This window comes from Dyadobacter flavalbus, from assembly GCF_006149045.1.
Classification (GTDB): domain Bacteria; phylum Bacteroidota; class Bacteroidia; order Cytophagales; family Spirosomataceae; genus Dyadobacter; species Dyadobacter flavalbus.
The window spans coordinates 31,922-50,230 of the sequence record NZ_VBSN01000029.1; the positions used below are offsets into that span (position 1 = coordinate 31,922).

At 42.0% G+C, this 18,309-nt stretch carries 20 protein-coding genes; 8 read left to right on the plus strand and 12 right to left on the minus strand.

Annotated elements, in window-relative coordinates; genetic code table 11:
- Positions 1-132: 132 nt before the first annotated feature.
- The 5 genes from FEM33_RS10005 (at position 133) to FEM33_RS10025 (ending at position 5,712) form a co-directional block, all read left to right on the plus strand.
- On the plus strand, positions 133-714 hold the full coding sequence (locus FEM33_RS10005) for a recombinase family protein (protein WP_139011928.1): 582 nt from the start codon (positions 133-135) through the stop codon (positions 712-714).
- Between the two features lie 94 nt (positions 715-808).
- Entirely contained in the window at positions 809-2,002 is a 1,194-nt protein-coding gene (gene nhaA, locus FEM33_RS10010; RefSeq protein WP_139011929.1) for a Na+/H+ antiporter NhaA, read from the plus strand.
- Between the two features lie 140 nt (positions 2,003-2,142).
- The gene (locus FEM33_RS10015; protein ID WP_139011930.1) at positions 2,143-3,528 is read left to right on the plus strand and encodes a TolC family protein; all 1,386 of its coding nucleotides are present in this window, start codon (positions 2,143-2,145) and stop codon (positions 3,526-3,528) included.
- A 27-nt stretch (positions 3,529-3,555) separates the two neighbouring features.
- The gene (locus FEM33_RS10020; protein ID WP_229214180.1) at positions 3,556-4,515 is read left to right on the plus strand and encodes an HlyD family secretion protein; all 960 of its coding nucleotides are present in this window, start codon (positions 3,556-3,558) and stop codon (positions 4,513-4,515) included.
- 24 nt (positions 4,516-4,539) lie between these two features.
- Complete coding sequence (locus FEM33_RS10025; protein ID WP_139011931.1) at positions 4,540-5,712, plus strand: ABC transporter permease; 1,173 nt, start codon at positions 4,540-4,542, stop codon at positions 5,710-5,712.
- 37 nt (positions 5,713-5,749) lie between these two features.
- Here the strand turns inward: FEM33_RS10025 and FEM33_RS27010 are convergent, their stop codons facing one another.
- The 9 genes from FEM33_RS27010 to FEM33_RS10070 form a co-directional block, all read right to left on the minus strand.
- Positions 5,750-5,890, minus strand: a complete 141-nt coding sequence (locus tag FEM33_RS27010) for a helix-turn-helix domain-containing protein (protein WP_139011966.1) — start codon at positions 5,888-5,890, stop codon at positions 5,750-5,752.
- Positions 5,891-6,019: 129 nt separating this feature from the next.
- Positions 6,020-6,355 carry a hypothetical protein gene (locus FEM33_RS10035; protein WP_139011932.1) on the minus strand — a complete coding sequence of 112 codons (336 nt, stop codon included), beginning with the start codon at positions 6,353-6,355 and terminating at the stop codon, positions 6,020-6,022.
- Positions 6,356-6,368: 13 nt separating this feature from the next.
- Complete coding sequence (locus tag FEM33_RS10040; protein WP_139011933.1) at positions 6,369-7,118, minus strand: metallophosphoesterase family protein; 750 nt, start codon at positions 7,116-7,118, stop codon at positions 6,369-6,371.
- Complete coding sequence (locus tag FEM33_RS10045; RefSeq protein WP_139011934.1) at positions 7,115-7,891, minus strand: metallophosphoesterase family protein; 777 nt, start codon at positions 7,889-7,891, stop codon at positions 7,115-7,117. Before FEM33_RS10045 ends, FEM33_RS10040 begins: the two co-directional genes overlap by 4 nt.
- On the minus strand, positions 7,888-8,982 hold the full coding sequence (gene arsB, locus FEM33_RS10050; RefSeq protein WP_139011935.1) for an ACR3 family arsenite efflux transporter: 1,095 nt from the start codon (positions 8,980-8,982) through the stop codon (positions 7,888-7,890). Before arsB ends, FEM33_RS10045 begins: the two co-directional genes overlap by 4 nt.
- 8 nt (positions 8,983-8,990) lie before the next feature.
- Positions 8,991-9,404: an arsenate reductase ArsC gene (locus FEM33_RS10055; protein WP_139011936.1), complete on the minus strand. Its 414-nt coding sequence runs from the start codon at positions 9,402-9,404 to the stop codon at positions 8,991-8,993.
- Positions 9,405-9,410: 6 nt separating this feature from the next.
- Complete coding sequence (locus FEM33_RS10060) at positions 9,411-9,908, minus strand: GNAT family N-acetyltransferase (protein ID WP_139011937.1); 498 nt, start codon at positions 9,906-9,908, stop codon at positions 9,411-9,413.
- A gap of 21 nt (positions 9,909-9,929) precedes the next feature.
- On the minus strand, positions 9,930-10,520 hold the full coding sequence (locus FEM33_RS10065) for a DUF6428 family protein (RefSeq protein ID WP_139011938.1): 591 nt from the start codon (positions 10,518-10,520) through the stop codon (positions 9,930-9,932).
- A 49-nt stretch (positions 10,521-10,569) separates the two neighbouring features.
- Positions 10,570-10,899 carry an ArsR/SmtB family transcription factor gene (locus tag FEM33_RS10070; protein ID WP_139011939.1) on the minus strand — a complete coding sequence of 110 codons (330 nt, stop codon included), beginning with the start codon at positions 10,897-10,899 and terminating at the stop codon, positions 10,570-10,572.
- A 111-nt stretch (positions 10,900-11,010) separates the two neighbouring features.
- Between FEM33_RS10070 and FEM33_RS10075 the strand changes: the two genes are divergently transcribed.
- Positions 11,011-11,721 carry an arsenate-mycothiol transferase ArsC gene (locus FEM33_RS10075; RefSeq protein ID WP_139011940.1) on the plus strand — a complete coding sequence of 237 codons (711 nt, stop codon included), beginning with the start codon at positions 11,011-11,013 and terminating at the stop codon, positions 11,719-11,721.
- A 111-nt stretch (positions 11,722-11,832) separates the two neighbouring features.
- Positions 11,833-12,153, plus strand: a complete 321-nt coding sequence (locus FEM33_RS27155; protein ID WP_229214184.1) for a phosphatase PAP2 family protein — start codon at positions 11,833-11,835, stop codon at positions 12,151-12,153.
- Here FEM33_RS27155 and FEM33_RS10085 read toward each other — a convergent pair.
- The 3 genes from FEM33_RS10085 to FEM33_RS10095 form a co-directional block, all read right to left on the minus strand.
- Positions 12,072-13,100: a Y-family DNA polymerase gene (locus FEM33_RS10085; protein WP_139011941.1), complete on the minus strand. Its 1,029-nt coding sequence runs from the start codon at positions 13,098-13,100 to the stop codon at positions 12,072-12,074. The two genes, FEM33_RS27155 and FEM33_RS10085, sit on opposite strands and share 82 nt — an antisense overlap.
- Complete coding sequence (locus tag FEM33_RS10090) at positions 13,084-13,551, minus strand: LexA family protein (protein WP_139011942.1); 468 nt, start codon at positions 13,549-13,551, stop codon at positions 13,084-13,086. The genes FEM33_RS10085 and FEM33_RS10090 overlap by 17 nt, the downstream gene beginning before the upstream one ends.
- Positions 13,552-14,546: 995 nt before the next feature.
- Positions 14,547-15,152, minus strand: a complete 606-nt coding sequence (locus tag FEM33_RS10095; protein ID WP_139011943.1) for a recombinase family protein — start codon at positions 15,150-15,152, stop codon at positions 14,547-14,549.
- Positions 15,153-15,272: 120 nt separating this feature from the next.
- Between FEM33_RS10095 and FEM33_RS10100 the strand changes: the two genes are divergently transcribed.
- Positions 15,273-18,260, plus strand: coding sequence for a Tn3 family transposase (locus FEM33_RS10100; RefSeq protein ID WP_139011944.1), 2,988 nt, complete (start codon positions 15,273-15,275; stop codon positions 18,258-18,260).
- Positions 18,261-18,309: the final 49 nt, after the last annotated feature.

Below are 18,309 nucleotides of genomic sequence, written 5' to 3' on the forward strand. Positions count from 1 at the left end.
ACCTTGTCATGCTCATAAAGAGTAAGGAATGACCGAAAACCGGGTGAATTTTATCAATTTAGTAAAATAAACTTGTATACCAATCTAAGTACATTAAATTTGACCTATCACATGGATTAAAGTAGACAAAAAGTGAAAATTGGATATGCACGGGTATCGACCCAGGATCAAAATTTGGAAATGCAATTGGATGCTTTGCAAAATGCCGGGTGTGAAAAAGTATTCCAGGAAAAAGCTTCCGGAATAAAATCCGACAGGCCACAGCTGGCCGCCATGCAGCAGATCCTACGGGAGGGTGATGTCATCTACATTTATAAACTTGACCGGCTGGGGCGTTCTTTAAAACATTTGATTGAAATGACTTCTGATTTTGAGAAACGGGGAATCGGCCTGGTTTCCATTAATGATCATATCGATACAACTACTGCCCAAGGCAGGCTGATCTTTAATATTTTTGCCTCACTGGCAGAATTTGAAAGAGACCTGATCAGGGAGCGAACAAAATCTGGATTGGAAGCCGCCCGTGCTCGTGGACGGAAAGGAGGACGTAGCCGTGGCCTTTCAAAAGAGGCTGAAAAAAAGGCGATGCTTGCGCAAACGTTATATAATGAACGTAAGTTAGGAGTAAACGAAATTGCTGCCGACCTAGAAATTTCTAAAATGACACTTTATAAGTACCTGAGACACCGAGGGATTCAAATCAACGGAAAATAATCTATCATTCCAATATCTGTAAGTTTAACTTCTGTTGGGGAATGTTTCAACGTTTTATATTAAATCACTAATACTTTCAGCAACTTTTACCATTATGAGTACAATAAACTTGAAATCATTTAGACAATTCTTCCAATCCAGTTCAACCGGAGGGATTATCTTAATCGCATGCGTATTTATTTCTTTACTGATAGCAAACACAGGAGTAGGTCCTTACTTCGAAGACATCCTTTCCTATCAGGTAGGCATGAATTTCAGTAATGTTCACCTTAAGTATTCCATTTCTCTATGGATTAATGACGGATTGATGGCCATATTTTTCCTACTGGTCGGACTTGAAATTAAAAGAGAACTCATTGAAGGCGAATTATCCTCAATAAAAAAAGCGGCTCTCCCTATTTTTGCTGCCCTTGGAGGCGTCTTAGCTCCGGCGATTATCTATTATATGATCAATACTGGAACAAATACTGCAAGTGGATGGGGGATTCCCATGGCAACAGATATTGCTTTCGCTTTGGCAATTCTATCTCTGCTAGGCAATAAGGTTCCGACTTCTTTAAAAATATTCCTCTCTGCCTTGGCTATTGTTGATGATCTGATGGCTATTTTAGTAATAGCTATTTTCTATTCATCAGAACTTCATTATACGTATCTTCTTTATGCTGGTGGCATTTTTATTTTTCTTCTTATTATCAATAAATTAGGTGTAAAGAACCTGGTTGCCTATCTTGTTCCTGGCTTGTTTATCTGGTACTTTATTCACCATTCCGGAGTGCATGCTACCATTGCCGGCGTATTAACGGCCTTTGCCATTCCTACCACCCCGGATGCTAAGGAATCACCACTCGAAAGGCTTGAACACATCATAGCAAACCCAGTCAACTTTATTATTATGCCGTTGTTCGCACTGGCCAATACCAATATAAAATTTGAAGCGGGCATGATGGAAGGCCTTACTACCGTACTTGGCATGGGTATTATTTTAGGATTATTGATCGGCAAGCCATTAGGGATAACCTTGTTTTCATGGATCATTGTAAAGATAGGGGCTGCAAAACTGCCTAGTGGTGCTAACTGGAAGCATATTTTTGGTGTGGGAATACTTGGGGGGATTGGATTTACCATGTCTATTTTTATTGCCCTGCTCTCATTTGAAGGGGAACACTTGATTCTTTCCGAAGCAAAATTCTCGATCCTTACCGCTTCGGTTTTGGCAGGATGCATAGGTTTCTTTTTTCTTAGTCAGTTATCAAAAAATAGTGCCCCTAACTTTTCAAAGCAGAAATGAATTACAACTTAAAATAATGCAATTTAATATATTGTCAATTTTTATACTATAACTAGTACACATGCGATCGTATATACTAATTTTGGCTCTTTATCAAAATGTTAAATCACGTATCATCAAAAAATGCAAATCGAACCATTATGAAAAGGATCATCAAATTGGGATTAGGTTTTGTAACAGTACTCGGGACAGCAAATGTATTTGCACAACATGCGCCGGGTCTGGACGAACTTGTCTCGGCAGCACTTCAAAAAGACCATGGTCTGGCTGTGAAGCAGCTGGATATAGACCTGACCCATATAGATCAACGTAAATTAGCAGAAACATACCTTCCGCATCTGGACTTGTCAGGTAAATACGCCTTTCTGGCTTCGGGAATAAATCTGGATGCACCCGCAAACGTGGTGCCTGAGCTGGGTATCGCTCTGCCGGCGGTGGATGGATCGTTCACCAACCGGGCGAATCTGATTACTGGCGGCCTGAAAGCGGAAATGATTTTGTACTCTGGAGGAAAAGTCCCTGCGCTTAAGAAGGCGTTGAGTGAAAAGCAGAAAGCGCAAACCGCTTTGCTGGAAACAGACAGACAACAGATTATAGCAGATGTAAGTACGGCTTATGACCAGCTTGCCTTACTAAAACAGGTGAAAAAAGTACTCACCGAAAGCAGCAAAAGACTTGAAGTGAATACTGCAATTGCCGACAAGGCCTTTGAATACGGACTGATCACAAAATTTGAACACCAGAAAATAGATGTAAGCAAAGCGCAACTGGATGCTAAACAGCAACAGTACGAAGGAAAGCGCACCATGCTGATACAACTTCTTCATAAATACACCGGTATTGAAACGCAAAGATTGGAACTAATTGACCATGATCTGAGCCCATTTTATAGAAGTCAACCCGATGCAGGTATTCATGGACGGGCAGAACTCGCTGCACTGGACGCAGGCATTATGGCTCAGCAATATAAAATTGAAGCTGCAAAGAGCTGGTGGAAGCCTAAAGTGGCAGCGTCTACCTCCCTTGGTTATTTAAACCTGTATGGTATTCAGTTGAAAGCGAAAGAGCCTTTCCCGACAGGAAATACGATGGCGCTAAAAACGAACAAACTGGAGCTGCTCCCGAACTTTAATGTAGGCGTTGGCTTCAAATGGGATTTATTCGACGGGAATAAAGGAAAAAGAGAAGTACAGCAATCTAAAATTGAGCTGCAGAAAACAAGGTTGGAAAAAGAGGAGGCAGTTGAGAAACTGGAACTTAATCTGATTCGCCAGAAAACTGAACTGGCACAAGCTGAGGCTGAGATGAGCGCCCGCGATAAACAGCAACGAGTTGCTTTTGACGCGCTTACACAGGCTGGTAAAGAATTTAAGACAGGTTTAATTAAAACGTCGGATCTGGTTGGTGCTGAGACAGATTACCAGAATGCTGCCCTGGATTATTTACAGGCAGTATTCAACCAGAGACGTGCAGGTGTTGAGCTTCTTAAAGCGACGGGAAGCCTTACAACAGATGCTGTGAAATAAGATATCAAACCAAAAAAATTAGAAAGCATGAATACGAAGTCCATATTGCCCTATACACTTATAGTTAGCATGTTACTTGCCGGTGCAGGCTGTTCAGAAAAAACGGAGAAACCTGTTGAAGGAAAAGTAAAAAGAGAGACACTGGCATTTGCTCCAAAAGTTACGGGAAGAATCTTGAAAATATATGTTCAGGAAGGGGATTTGGTTCAAAAAGGTGATACACTCGCCATGCTGGATGTTCCTGAAGTGAATGCCAAATTGGCTCAGGCCAAAGGAGCGGTAAAAGCCACCGGAGCGCAGCGGTCATTGGCGCGCAATGGTGCCACAGAAAATCAGATCAAACAGTTACGGGCCAAACAGGCAGGTATTAAAGAACAATATCATTTTGCTGAAAAATCCTTTAGCAGAGCCAAGGCCATGTTCGCAGATAGTATGATGACACCCCAGGCCTACGACGAAATGGTAGCCAAGTTTCAGGGAGCGCGCGCTCAGCTTGATGCGGTGGATGCTGAACTGGCAGAGGCATTGAGAGGTGTAAGAACAGAAACACAAACTGCCTCGCAAGGCCAGGCCGATCAAGCTTTGGGTGTATTGCAGGAAGTAGAAGTCGCTTATTCTGAAAGATATATCATCGCAGCCAATGCTATGCAGATCGAAACCATCACATTGCGTCAGGGGGAACTGGCAACAGCTGGTTATCCTGTTTTCAGCGGTTATTTGCCGGGCACTACCTATTTCCGTTTCACTGTACCTGAAAGCCGCATCGCAGCTTATAAAAAGGGAGATGAGCTGACTGTACACGTGCCTTACAGCAAGGGTGAAATAAAAGCAACCATTCAGAATATCAAGCAGCTCAACCGCTATGCAGATGTGACCAGTGCCTATCCTGATTATCAGATCGAGGATGCTGTTTATGAGCTGAAAATACAGCCCAAGGATGTGCAGCAGGCAGAAAGCCTTTTGGCTAATGCAACAGTGGTTTTGTGATCTTAAACCTTAACACCCCATCCAATGAAGACTTTCAAAGAAATGGTGCGAAGAGAATTCAGGTTGTTTTTTGCAAACAAGACCTTGCTTTCCGTGATGATTTTTGCGCCGATTATATATGCAGTTCTGATAGGATTTGTATATAAAGAGGGAAAAGTGACCGAATTGCCGGTAATAGTAGTCGATCAGGATAATTCTCCACTGAGCAATAGACTGATAGATATGATTGAAGACAGTGAGAAGCTGCATGTGCAACAAGTCAAAAGAGAAAATACCGGCACGCAGCAGGAGCTGCTTAATTCTCAGGCCGTGCTGGTAGTAACAATTCCTGAACGTTTTGAAGCTGATATATTACAGAAACGCTATCCTGAAGTAAATACCTTCATCAATACAGCTAATCTGCTGACAGCCAACATGGCGTCGCAGGGGATTCAGTCGGTGTTGGGCACTTTCAGCGCGGGAATGGAAATTCAGGGGTTGATGAAAAAAGGAGTTCCACAGGCTGCAACGCAGTATGAACCTTTTAAATCCAACTATATCCGTCTCTTTAATCCGACAGGAAATTACTTCACTTTTATGTGGCCGGCGGTTCTGGCGGTGGTATTGCAGCAGGTATTACTATTGGCATTTGCGGTAAGTTTTGCGTCAGAATTGCAAAGTCGTACTTTTCAGACTGAGCTGATGAGCTATACGCGCAATTCCGCCCTGGCCATTTTTGTAAAAGCATTGCCAATCTGGCTGTTAACCGTAGGTGTCTTAGGATTCTATTATGTGATGCATGGGGTTTTTCATGCACCTATGCCGGTATCGCTTCAGCCTTTTATAATCACAACCTCCCTTTTTGTTCTCGCAATTACATTTATGGGTGTACTGTTCAGCGTTCTGATTCCTGACGCGCTCAAAGCGACACAGGTGCTGATGATGTTTTCAACTCCTGCCTTCCTGATAGGTGGCTTCAGCTGGCCTCTGTCGTCCATGCCACAAGGCGTACAGTTTATTGCCAATCTTATTCCGCTGACACCGTTTCTGAATGCGCACAAAATCCTGCTGATAGAACAAGGAGATTTGCAAAATGTCCTGCCCTTTATCAAACACCTTGGTATCCAGATCGCAGCTTACGGAGTATTGGCTATAGCAGCTTTACAGTATAAAATGAAAGTGTGGAGTAAAGTAGAAACGGAAGTGGTTAATGGTTAAAGGGGTAAGGGAGGCTGACTGCCGATTACCGACAGCCCTAAACAATATGATTATTCATCTTATAATGCGTGGGGCTAAGCCCGGTGACATTTTTAAAGATACGGGAGAAATAGGAAAGACTTTCGAAGCCGGTTTCAGAGGCGATTTCAGTGAGTGGGAATATACCAATAGTTAGGATTTAAAATCGATAATGGAAGCAAGTAAATGAAATTGCAGCTGACCTGGAAATTTCTAAAATGACACTCTATAAATATTTAAGACATAGAGGAGTTCAAATAAACGGTAAAGTATAATTTAAAGCTGGAATTTACTTCTTAAGATTAAACCTTAATTTAATTGTGAACTTTTCGGAAGGATAGTCTGAAGAAAGCTGTAATTTCTTACCGGTTAACTGACGGATCAGATCGTAATTAAGATCCTGGTTTTCTGAAAAAACTTTCACTCTTCCTATTGTACGACTTTCTCCCAAATGAAACTGGATTACCACAATACTGCTTTGCTCATGGTTGTATAACACTTGCGGATATTGAAGTATTGTCGTCAGCTGCCGGGTTATTTCATGAGATGAATTTGTGTAATCTTTTAGGTCATGGTTAACCCAAAACAAGGAAAGTATTGCAGTACAAAAAATGATAGCTTTCATGACAAAAGAAAGATTAATATGCTTTTCTTAGATTATCCGCAAATGCATCAGGAAGCAAACTAAGCTCGACCGCCTGGGCTGCTTTTTCAACATCATAATTCACCCGGATAAATTCAACTTTTATCCCATCAGGACTTGTCACAGTTGCCGGTTGGTTAATGGTAAGCATAACATAACAAGCCCGTGCATCGCCGTCCTTGGGTTTACCAACTGAGCCAGTATTAATCAAGTGGTGATAATGATTCTTGCCATTCTCACCAGAATTAATGATGCGGTGATAAGGCTTATGGGAATGGCCAAAGCATAAAATATCAGCCCTAAACTCTTTGACCATTTCTATTACATACGGCTCAGGTAGTTCTTTTAGAAGATATTCATTGATACTGAGGGGACTACCATGTACCAAAAGCATATTCAAAATATCATCATTGAGCTGAAATTCAAGTTTTAAATGCCTGGGAAGAGTCAGCAAATAATTCCGCTCTTTTTCCCCAACTAGTTTATAGGCATATTCTCTGCTTTCCTGACTGCTACAATCCCCTTCTAATGGAGGTATCTTGGAGACTTTCAGATCATGGTTTCCTGCAATGGTGGCAATTCCATGTTTGCGGATCAAACCAATTACTTGGTTAGGCCACACGTTGTAACCAACCAAATCGCCCAGGCAGTAAACCGCATCTGGTTTTTGTTTTTCCAAATCTTCTAACACTGCTTCAAAAGCAGGAAGATTGGCGTGGATATCAGATAGTAGTGCTATTCTCATTTTCCGGTTCGTAAAGATTCTGCATATGCATTTGGAAGAATGCTGTCTTCTACGGCTTTGGCTGCTTTTTCAACATCATATTCAAAGCGTACGAATTCAACCGTAATACTCTTTTTGTCTGTCACTGATGTATCCTGGTTGATGTTAAGAATCACATACCCACCCCTTGGATTCCCATCTTTGGGTTTGCCCACCGAGCCAATATTGATCGCATGACGGAAATAATCGCTGCCGTCTGTCTGAACTGAATCCAAAATCCTATGATACGGTTTGTGTGTATGACCAAAAAGCATCACATCTGCATTTGCCTGCTCCATGATCCGGATCATGCTTTTCTCTTCTCTGTCTTCAAATAAATATTCATTCACCTTGCGCGGACTTCCATGTACCAAAAGCACTGAAAGAGGTTTGTCATTTAATTGAAAGTCCAATCGTATGTGTGAAGGCAAAGTACGCAGATAAGCTCTCTGCTCGTCCTTGACGATCTCATTGGTGAAGGCTATCGAAACCTTTCCATTCTCTTTCTCATCATCTGTCTTGTAAGCACATCCGCAGTCGTCGCTGCTCCTTCCAATGCCAAAATCGTAATTCCCGGCAATGGTAGGGATACCCCGCTTTCTGATTTCATCTATTACTTCATTAGGCCAGATGTTGTAACCGACCAGATCACCTAGACAATAAATAGCGTCGGTTTCGCGGGTTTCAATGTCTTCAAAAAATGCCTTTAAGGCAGGCAAATTGGCATGAATGTCTGAAAAAAGGACAATTCTCATAAATTAGCAGTTTCAGTTTTATAATATTTATCACGGAGCCAAAAAGCAACGTTAACCAAGGCTATCAGTGCCGGAACTTCTATGAGCGGGCCGATTACCCCAACAAATGCCTGGCCTGAGTTGATCCCGAATACACCGATAGCCACTGCAATAGCAAGTTCAAAATTGTTGCCTGCCGCTGTGAAGGCGATCGAAGCATTTTGTGAGTAGTTGGCACCCAGCGATTTTGCCATAAAGAAGCTCACCAGGAACATGATTGCAAAATATATGACCAAGGGGATAGCGATTAAAAGAACATCACCCGGCAACTGAACAATAAGCTCCCCTTTCAGACTGAACATCAGCATGATCGTAGCTAAAAGTGCAATCAAAGTTATTGGGGATATCAAAGGGATAAATTTTTTCTCATACCAGTCTTCTCCTTTCAGGGCAGTCAGTCCAAAACGGCTGAGCATTCCGGCAGCGAAAGGAATTCCCAGGTAAATGCCTACACTTTTAGCAATTTCTGAAATAGTTATATCTACCGCTAATCCTTTTAACCCAACCAAAGGAGGCAATACAGTGATAAAAAAGTAGGCATAAAAGCTGTAAAGCAATACCTGAAACACACTATTTAGTGCCACAAGTCCGGCAGCATATTCCCGGCTTCCTTCTGCCAGTTCATTCCAGACCAAAACCATGGCGATACACCGGGCAAGACCGATCAAAATTAGCCCGATCATATAATCCGGATGATTTGGAAGGAAAACAACAGCCAGTATAAACATGAGAACCGGCCCGATGATCCAGTTCAGTACCAGGGAAGCAGTCATCACTTTGGTATTTCGGAATACTTCGCCCATTTTATTGTATTTCACCTTGGCAAGCGGTGGATACATCATCAGGATCAGGCCAATAGCAAGCGGGATATTGGTTGTTCCACTTGAAAATGTATTGATATAATCCGGCAATGAGGGAAGAAAATTGCCAAGGCCTACGCCAATGGCCATGGCCAGAAAAATCCATAACGTTAAGTAACGGTCCAGGAAGCCCAGCTTCTTACGACTAGCCGCCGGAGCGGCGGCTCCCGGAGCACAATTAGTAGCAGACATATTTATATTTAAAGATTCTCATTGACAAAATTTTCTGAATACGTTTTGACCATTTCACGCACAGTACGAAACTGCTCCGCTATTTGCTCTTCACTGCCGGTAGCTTTTCCGGGATCCGGAAAATTATGATGGAATTTCTTCGCATTTGTTGGAAAATACGGACACCGCTCTTTTGCATTATCACAGACTGTGATCACAAAATCAAAGTCAAAGTCTTTGTATTCATCGATGTTGTTAGAGGTGTGGACTGAGATATCAATCCCATCTTCGGCCATGATGGTAATTGCTTTGGGATTAACACCATGAGTTTCAACCCCTGCACTATATACGCTGGCTTTATCTCCTGCAAACTTTCTGAGATAACCTTCGGCTATCTGACTCCGACAGCTATTACCGGTGCAGAGCACTAATATTTTTTTCATTGTAGCTTAATCTATGCCTGTTACTTTACTTCTTCTTTCCAAAAGGTTGACACTACGCCATACCCCTTTCATTTTTCCAATATTCTCGCGGTACCCGATCACCCGGAAACCATTTTTCTCATGTAGCTTAATACTCGGAACATTTTCAGGAAATATACCTGCCTGAAGTGTCCAGTAGCCTCCTTTTTCGCTGTCCAGGATAAGGTGCTTTAAAAGTGTATCACCTATTTTTTGTCCCCGAAAACTACTCCCGATGTAAACACTCACTTCGGCCACTCCGGCATAAACACACCTTCCGGATACAGGTGTCAAGGCTGCCCAGCCAGCAATTTCACCGCTGTTTGCAAGTGCCACAAAACGGTGCTGTGCTACATGGGACTGATCCCAGGCCGACCACTCGGGTGCACTGGTTTCAAGTGTGGCTTCGCCGGTAGCGATACCCTGCACATAAATATCACGAACGGCAGGCCAGTCACCAGGTTCTAAATTTCGAATTGTGATCATATTGATGGGAACAAATCATTATCAGCATCCACCACCAGGCGTACAACTTTGATTTTCAGCTCCAACCACTTCAAGCATTTGCACTTGTTTTACATCAGCCACCGCGTTGTTTGCAGGTGTGCAGCATTCTTCACCTGTCGGTGTTGTGCCACAGCTTTGCCCCCTGGTTATTGCTTTACACTGTGTAAAGTCTGCTGAAAGATTTACAGTAAACGAATCTGTTTCCGAAATAAAATCTGATGGATACATTTGGCGAGTGTCAAATTTAGAATTGCCAAATTCGATTTTTACTACACCCAACGGATTAAGTGGCAGTGATTTTTCTACTAAATTAACAATTGAAAGCGCCTTGCTTACTTTCATAGCGCGGTCCGTCTCAGCTACTGATGGCTCCCAAAGCTGTACAATAATTTCTGTCCAGCCGTTCATGACTCCACCGCAATCGACAGATACAATCGGAGCCTGTTTAATTTCAGTAATGTGGTAAGATGCATCTACATACTGACCTTCTGCATATTGGAATTGGAGGATTTTATCCGGATTTTCCAAAAGTGTATTTTTGAAGGCTTGCCAGGTTAACGCACCCCGGTTCATTGGATTTAAGTTATTCATTGCTATATTACGATTGAACTAAACATAAGAAAATAAGTACAATTATTACTTAATTACAGCATTGCTGCGTAATCTCAGTTTCAAAAATTTCACCAAAAATCGCTTTGGCTTCCTGCCAAACAGTTTCATTAATACAGTAGCAAACACGGGGGGGATTGATTTCTCCATGAAGGATACCGATATTTTTTAGCTCTTTTAAATGCTGTGATACTGTTGCCTGAGCAAGTGGTAAAACTTCCACCAGATCACCGCAAACGCAGGATTTTTCTTTCAAAAGATGTTGAATGATGGCAATGCGCGCAGGATGCGCAAGCGCTTTGGCTAAATCAGCGATACGGTTTTGTTTATCCGTAAAAACTTGTGTCTTTGTAACTCCCATGCCCAAAGGTATAAATAGATTTATTCATTGCAATAAAACGATTAATATTTTAATGAAAATTCTCATCGTATATTTACGATTGAATCGATGCATTTTAAAATTAAAATCAATATGAAACTTTTAAATCTAATTGTGTGTTTGCTGTTGTTACCGACTGCCATTATTCATGCTGCTGAGCCCGGTAAAAAGGTAGCTATCAATCAAGCCTTGTTAACTTATATAAACAAAGTCAAATCAGATTTTTCCAGAATCCCTAAGGATAGAAAAGCAGAGTTAGACAAAATAGCCCTTTTTATACAGAATAAAGTGAATGCAGCCGAGCCGGTGCAACTCACATATATTTGCACACATAATTCCCGACGTAGCCATTTCGGTCAAATTTGGGCGGCGACAGCTGCTGCTTATTATGATATCCCAAAGGTTAAAACATTCTCGGGAGGAACTGAGTCCCGTGCCTTCAACGAAAGAGCTGTTGCTGCATGCACCCGGGCTGGATTTGAGATCACTAAAACATCCGAAGACAAAAACCCTCTTTATGAAGTGAGATACGCAGCCGACGCAGAACCATTAAAAGCATTCTCCAAAAAATATGATGATCCCAGTAACCCTCAAAACGATTTTTGCGCAATCATGACCTGCTCCCAGGCAGACAATGCTTGCCCTATTGTAAAAGGAGCTTCTTCGCGGGTGGCTATTCCTTATGACGACCCAAAAGAATTCGATGGAAAACCACAGGAAACGGCTAAATATGACGAACGCTGCCGGCAAATTGCAACGGAAACTTTTTACGTATTTTCGAAAGTCAAGGTAAAGGTTCAATAATCGTCATGTAGCATTTCGGACAACCTGATTTTCTTGTTTAGCATTCAGGAACCAGCCGCTTAGAATTGAATGTACCGAATTATGCCGGGAGAAAAAACCTACGTAAAAGTCATGACGGTTTTTCTCCCTTTCTTTAGTTTACCCCTAAGTGGCCACAGCGTTATCTCAGCTGCCTGTGGAACAGTTCTTACGCATTTGATCGGTGACAACGTAGCGTTCACTGATACAACGGAAAAGAAATATGGGCAAGGGATTAAGTCCTTCAAATCATTTAAGGAAGCTTATTGGAATGCCTCCATCAGCCGTATTTATGGCGGGATACATTTTCGTGACGGCGTTGAGCAAGGCACCTACCTGGGTGAGAAAGTAGGCGAAAATGTCTGGAAACGTGCGGTTACCAAAAAAAGTCGCCAGGTAATCGCCTCGAAATAATCTAGCAAAATCCTTGGGAGTAAATCAACAGAAATGCTCATGCTATATTGTGGCTGGTCCTGGCGAAAGAAATTTGTTACAATAAATATTTGAAGGACATTGCAGCAGCAATCTTGCTTCCGGAGCTTCTCAGCACAGATTGTAGCGTAAGTAACGATACGTTCTTTTATTTCGTCGTAGGTTGAGTAGTTCTTGTCAAAACTCCTGGTACAGGCAATACTTTTCTTATCTGATATTTCATCAAGTTCAAGAGTCCGAATCCCTGATAACTCCTTTTTTAGGCGCAGGCCAACAATGGACATATTTTTTTTGACCCATGCATCACTCATTAATGTAAAGTCTAGGGCTGTTCTTATGCCCTGAGCATTAAGCCTTTTAGCGTGCTGTCGGCCAATTCCCCAGACATCCTCTATCTTTAACCATTTTATTGCCTTCTGTAATTTTTCAACGGTGTCGATGATGTAGACACCACCCAATTCCGGGAATTTTTTTGCAATTCTATTGGCAACCTTAGCAAGTGCTTTGGTCGGAGCAAATCCCACTGAAACCGGGATTCCGGTGCATTTTTGCACCTTCTTTCTCATTTCGATACCAATTTTTTGGAGATCAAAATGTTTAAACCCGTCGAAGCTGAGAAATGCTTCGTCTATGCTGTAAACTTCCAGGTCTGGGCAGAAAGCGCCTAAAATTGTCATTACACGGGCGCTCATATCGCCATATAAAGCATAATTGGAAGAGAAGACTTGAACGCCATGTTTTTCAAACATCTTTTCATATTCGAAAGCCGGTGCGCCCATTGGAATATCTAATGCTTTTGCTTCATTGCTGCGAGCTACAACGCAGCCATCATTGTTTGATAAAACAACAATTGGAACACCGTTCAGCTCTGGCCTAAAAACACGTTCGCACGATGCATAAAAATTATTACAATCAATTAATGCGAACATTTTTTGCGTCTTTAATTATTTTGACAACAATCCCCCAAATGGCAAATTCATCATTAACTGCAATTCTGACTGAGCTATACTTCTCATTTGCAGGAACGAGCCAAAGCGAATTTTTATCTTTTCTAATTCGCTTTACAGTAAATTCGCCATTAATGTGAGCAACTGCAATGCAATTATTTTCAAATTCTAAACTCTTATCTATTATAAGGATATCTCCATCGCATATTCCTACATCTTGCATAGAATCACCCTTTACCTTTCCTAAAAATGTGCTAGAAGGATTTTTTATCAGCTCTTTGACCAAATCTATATTTACATCAATGAAGTCGGCTGCTGGGCTTGGAAAACCGGCTTTCAAGCCTTCAAAATATGGAAGGTAAAACTCAAATTGCATGTTCATGCAAGAGATGATTTCTAATGACCGCGAGTTGATAGTAGATTCTAGTTCCATTGCTAATGCTACTTTACTGTATTACTAATTATGTGTATTATTGGAATAATTCCAAAAGTATGGAAAAATGCCAACAATAAAACCGTGCCTTGATTTTGGCTTGTCGGAAATACTACATGTAAGGGCTGATTTTCCGGAGTTATCCACAGAAAATATAAAATAGGCTGTCGTAAATGCTACATGTAATGCCAGGGGCTTGTCGGGAATGCTACATCTAACCAATTTTGGTTGTCGAGAATACTACATGTAAATTCTGGCGGTTGTCGAGAATGCTACATGTAAGATAAAATTAGAGATCGGTTGTCGAGAATACTACATGTAAGAAATTTCAATTTATTGGGTTTCCAGCGAACTGAGAGGGGGGTATGTCCAGAATACTACATCATTATTATATACTGATTATAAAAATTATAAAAAGAAAAAAGAAAAGCGGTATTCGCTATCGCTCATGATTTAATTATTTGAACAAATGGGAGAAAGAAATGTGAAACTTTTTGAACTAATAACATAGTTGGTTGATTTTTCTTTCAGTAACGAAACTTACCAAAGGAATATATTTTTAAAAAAGCTAAAATTCACTATTACAATATATTGTATATTACATTTTATTGTATTATATTTAGTTGAATTTTAAAACTTGTATCATGGAAAGGAAAATAGACGCCGGAGGCCGATGCATTTTTGTTTTAAGTTGGATATCAGCCGGATTTTTAAGTTGCATGTGGATCAGTTTGCTAATACTGGATCTGTCTTACGATCCGATGTTGTTTTTAAAGGCTCATATTGTCGCTCTGGTGACATTTGCAATCAAATATGATATAGATTTCAACCTCAAACACGTAAAGCCCGGTGCAGACGATAAAATCGGCTGTAAATATTAAGATGATAATTGAGATCTCTGACTTTTAGAAGTTTTTAATGCTAAGCAGATTTCAATAAAATATTTTTCTAAAGGAGGTTTTTCTTACAAATGGGCGAAAACATACGCTAAGGAACTATGTTTTTAGTTTACCGATATAATTATACACAGTCCCGTAAGCAATTCCGAGCTGTTTGGAAATCTTGTTCATCGAAAGCCCTTGTTTTTGTAGTTTAAAAATTTCCTGTTGCTGTTGGATAGGCAATGGTGGCCGTGAAATACGTTTCCCCTGTGCTTTTGCCCTGGCCATGCCGGCTTTTACCCGCTGGCTGATCAGCGAGCTCTCAAATTGTGCCAGGGAAGCCATCACATGAAATATCAGCTCGCCGGTCGGCGTGGTAGTATCGATATTCTCCTGGTAGGAAATAAAATCAATACCCATACTTTGAAATTCCTTCATGGCATTGACCAGTGCCTGGGTTGAGCGGGCAAAGCGGTCATACCGCCAAACCAGGACTACATCCAGTTTTCTCTTCCTGGCTGCTTCCATCATCAATTTGTACTGGACCCTGTCCTGGCTTGTTCCGGAAGCGTGATCGATAAATTCTCCCATCACTTCGAAGCTACGCCTTTGGGCATAGTCCCGTAACTGCCCCAGTTGGGTCTGTGGGTCCTGTCCCTTGTCCAGGGTCGATACCCTTGCATATAGCGCAACCCGTTTGGGCTGATTATTCTTTTTCATTTAATTGCTTATCAAAAAGGAAATCCTTTACAAATATACTTTTTAACGCTTAAAAACAGGCTTTAAACCTACTTCAGACGGGGTGAATTTTGATACCCTTTTTGATAACCCATTTTCCTTATGGCATCGCTATTTTTAAACCAATCCCAGCGTGAGCGGTACGAGAAGGTACCGGCAGAAATATCGGAGTATGACCTGATGCAATTTTTTCAAATTACACAGCAAAACAAAATTTTTCTTAAATCGTTCAGGGGGGAGCATAACCGGTTAGGGATTGCATTTCAGATGTGCCTTATCCGGTTCATGGGCTTTCTTCCGGATAAATGGCAAGATCAGATTCCAGTAAATGTAGCTGCTACGATAAGTGGGCAATTGAACTCCGGTATCGAATTATTGGCGCTATACGGCCATAGGGATGCTACCAGAACAGAACATTTGGGTATAATACTAAAATATTTAAAGTTCCGCCGGTGGCAACCCCTGGATGAAATATGGCTTTTGCCATGGCTGCTCAATAAAGGGATGGAACATGACAACGAGCCGATATTGCTGCAGCAAGTATGTTTAAAACTGGGACAGGAGAAAATTTTAAGGCCGTCCATTGGGACATTGGAAAGGGTTGTCGGGAGCCTGGATGAACAGCTGCACCAGGAAACTTATCGTAGGCTTGGTTTGCTACTGACCGAAGAGATGAAGACCAGGCTGACTCAAATAGTAGAGCTGGATGGTACTCGCGGTATCACTTTGCACCGGTGGCTTTGCCAGGTTCCCACCAGCAATACGCCCAGGGCTATTAACCAGACCTTGGAAAAGATCAATTTTTTAAAATCATTAAACGTCCATCAGTGGGACTTATCGGTGATAAGCCTGAACCGTAGAAAAAGACTGGCCCAAATTGCCAGGAATGTTTCTAATAAGTATTTGCTGAGAATGAGCGCTACCAGGCGGTACCCGATTTTAATTTGCTTCCTGTATGAGAGCCTGATAGATACCAATGACAAAGTGCTGGAAATGTTTGATGATTATTGGGAGCATATTGTCAATGGCTCAAAAAAGGAGCTGGACGCATATCAGCAAACCTTGTTTAAATCACAGAACGAGGCGATGAAAACCCTGTCCCAGGCTGTTAGCATTATCATCAATGATACTATTACGGACGATCAGCTGCGGACATATATTTTTGAAATATACCCAAAGGAAATGCTCAGGGAGGCACTATTAGTAACCGGATCTGCTCTTCGCCCTGCCAGACAGACCTATTTATATTATCTGAACAATTATTATGCAACCTTAAAACAATTTACCCCTAACCTGCTTAAAACCATTGACTTTCAAATTGCCCATTCCAAAGACGGCTTTTTGAACGTGCTTGATATCCTGACCGAGCTGCAAACCGGCAAAAGAAGAAAATTGCCTGATGACGCGCCGGTTGATTTTATAACGCCTTCCTGGAACAAACTGGTTTTTGAAAATGATCAGCAGCTGCCGGAAATTTCTCCGCAACGCCAGCCTTACGAATTATGTGCCATGGCCAACTTGCGGGACCGGCTCCGTTCGGGAGATGTATTTGTTAATATCTCCCGAAAATATGGCGATTTCAATTCGCTGCTTCTTTCAAATGCCCAGTGGGAACTGCTACGACAGGATTTTTGCAGTCAAATGTCAATGCCTGCTGTGCCCACCGAGCGTATCGATCACCGCTTACAGGAACTGGAATCACTGTTAAAACCGCTGGATGAGCTCCTGAATGCGGGCGGGGAAATCCGGCTTGAAGAAGGCATCCTGGTAGTTCCGGCATTGCCCGCAGAAGATGTCCCGCTTTCAGCAAAAGCACTCCGGGAGCAAATCAATCAACGGCTCCCGAAAGTCAACATCACAGATATAATTAAAGAAGTGGATGCATGGGTGAATTTTTCCGAGCATCTTCACGGATTGGAAAACGAGCCGCGTAACCAGGAGCACCAGTCCCTTTTATATGCTGCTGTTTTTGCCGCCGGGTGCAATATTCCTTTAACGGATTTAGCCCGCTCATGCGAGATTGATTATCAATCACTTTGGTGGACAAGCAATAACTATCTCTCAGAAGATAATCTTAAAAAAGCCAACGATACACTTGTTAACTTTCACTACCAGCAATGGCTGAGCGGCTATTGGGGCGGGGGCACACTTTCATCCTCGGACGGGCAGCGCTTCCCGACCAGTGGCAAAGTCCGGAATGCGAAGGCGCTCCCCAATTACTTTGGGTACGGGAAGGGAATTACCTTTTATACGCATACCTCTGATCAGTACAGCCAGTATGGCAGCCGGAGCATTTCGTCCACCGAAAGGGACGCTACTTATGTACTGGACGAAATCATAGGTAACCAAACCGATTTGACAATACTCGAACACACCACTGATACGTCGGGCTACTCGGACTTGATATTTGCCCTCTTTGACTTATTAGGAATGGATTTTTGTCCAAGGATCCGGGACATAAAAGATCAGCGGCTGTGTAAAATCAAGGATAGGGAATGGGAATACCCTGCTTTGAAATTCACCGGTCGCGTTAATCCCGACTATCTCAAACAACATTTTGATGAACTACTCAAAGTCGCTGCTTCTATTAAATCAGGACGGGTAACTGCTTCATTGTTAATATCCAAACTCCAATCTTACCCACGCCAAAATAACCTGATGTACGTTTTGCAGGCCTATGGGCAACTGATAAAAACCATTTTTATCCTTAAATACCTGCTTAGTATGCCTTTGCGAAGAAAGATAAACACACAGCTGATCAAAGGGGAGCAGCTGCACAACCTAAGGCTTTACCTGTGGTTTGGCGGTGATGGGGTTGTACGCCGAAAACAGCAAGAACAACAGCAAAAAGTAGTCAGGAGCCTGAACCTGATCACCAATATTGTCCTGGTCTGGAACACGGTTTATATACAAGAAGTTATCAAACAATTACACCAGGAAGGATACCAGATTGATGAAAATGACTTCGAGTTTATCTCTCCTGCGCCTTTTGCTCATATCAACCGGCTGGGTAAATACTCCTTTAATGCCGACCCGGATCTTAGAGGGAATGGTTTGCGGCCATTGAGAAAGCCAAAACTAAATAGTTAGTTGCTTAGCGTATATTTCCGCCCATTTGTAAGAAAAACCTCTAAAGCAT

Coding starts and splice junctions, on each gene's coding strand:
- FEM33_RS27155 (WP_229214184.1), top strand. CDS start 11,833: ATGACGGTTTTTCTCCCTTTCTTTAGTTTACCCCTAAGTGGCCACAGC.
- FEM33_RS10095 (WP_139011943.1), bottom strand. CDS start 15,152: ATGAAAAAGAATAATCAGCCCAAACGGGTTGCGCTATATGCAAGGGTA.
- FEM33_RS10020 (WP_229214180.1), top strand. CDS start 3,556: ATGAATACGAAGTCCATATTGCCCTATACACTTATAGTTAGCATGTTA.
- FEM33_RS10075 (WP_139011940.1), top strand. CDS start 11,011: ATGAAACTTTTAAATCTAATTGTGTGTTTGCTGTTGTTACCGACTGCC.
- FEM33_RS10070 (WP_139011939.1), bottom strand. CDS start 10,899: ATGGGAGTTACAAAGACACAAGTTTTTACGGATAAACAAAACCGTATC.
- nhaA (WP_139011929.1), top strand. CDS start 809: ATGAGTACAATAAACTTGAAATCATTTAGACAATTCTTCCAATCCAGT.
- FEM33_RS10100 (WP_139011944.1), top strand. CDS start 15,273: ATGGCATCGCTATTTTTAAACCAATCCCAGCGTGAGCGGTACGAGAAG.
- FEM33_RS10015 (WP_139011930.1), top strand. CDS start 2,143: ATGAAAAGGATCATCAAATTGGGATTAGGTTTTGTAACAGTACTCGGG.
- FEM33_RS10060 (WP_139011937.1), bottom strand. CDS start 9,908: ATGATCACAATTCGAAATTTAGAACCTGGTGACTGGCCTGCCGTTCGT.
- FEM33_RS10055 (WP_139011936.1), bottom strand. CDS start 9,404: ATGAAAAAAATATTAGTGCTCTGCACCGGTAATAGCTGTCGGAGTCAG.
- arsB (WP_139011935.1), bottom strand. CDS start 8,982: ATGTCTGCTACTAATTGTGCTCCGGGAGCCGCCGCTCCGGCGGCTAGT.
- FEM33_RS10045 (WP_139011934.1), bottom strand. CDS start 7,891: ATGAGAATTGTCCTTTTTTCAGACATTCATGCCAATTTGCCTGCCTTA.
- FEM33_RS10065 (WP_139011938.1), bottom strand. CDS start 10,520: ATGAATAACTTAAATCCAATGAACCGGGGTGCGTTAACCTGGCAAGCC.
- FEM33_RS10025 (WP_139011931.1), top strand. CDS start 4,540: ATGAAGACTTTCAAAGAAATGGTGCGAAGAGAATTCAGGTTGTTTTTT.
- FEM33_RS10035 (WP_139011932.1), bottom strand. CDS start 6,355: ATGAAAGCTATCATTTTTTGTACTGCAATACTTTCCTTGTTTTGGGTT.
- FEM33_RS10090 (WP_139011942.1), bottom strand. CDS start 13,551: ATGGAACTAGAATCTACTATCAACTCGCGGTCATTAGAAATCATCTCT.
- FEM33_RS10040 (WP_139011933.1), bottom strand. CDS start 7,118: ATGAGAATAGCACTACTATCTGATATCCACGCCAATCTTCCTGCTTTT.
- FEM33_RS10085 (WP_139011941.1), bottom strand. CDS start 13,100: ATGTTCGCATTAATTGATTGTAATAATTTTTATGCATCGTGCGAACGT.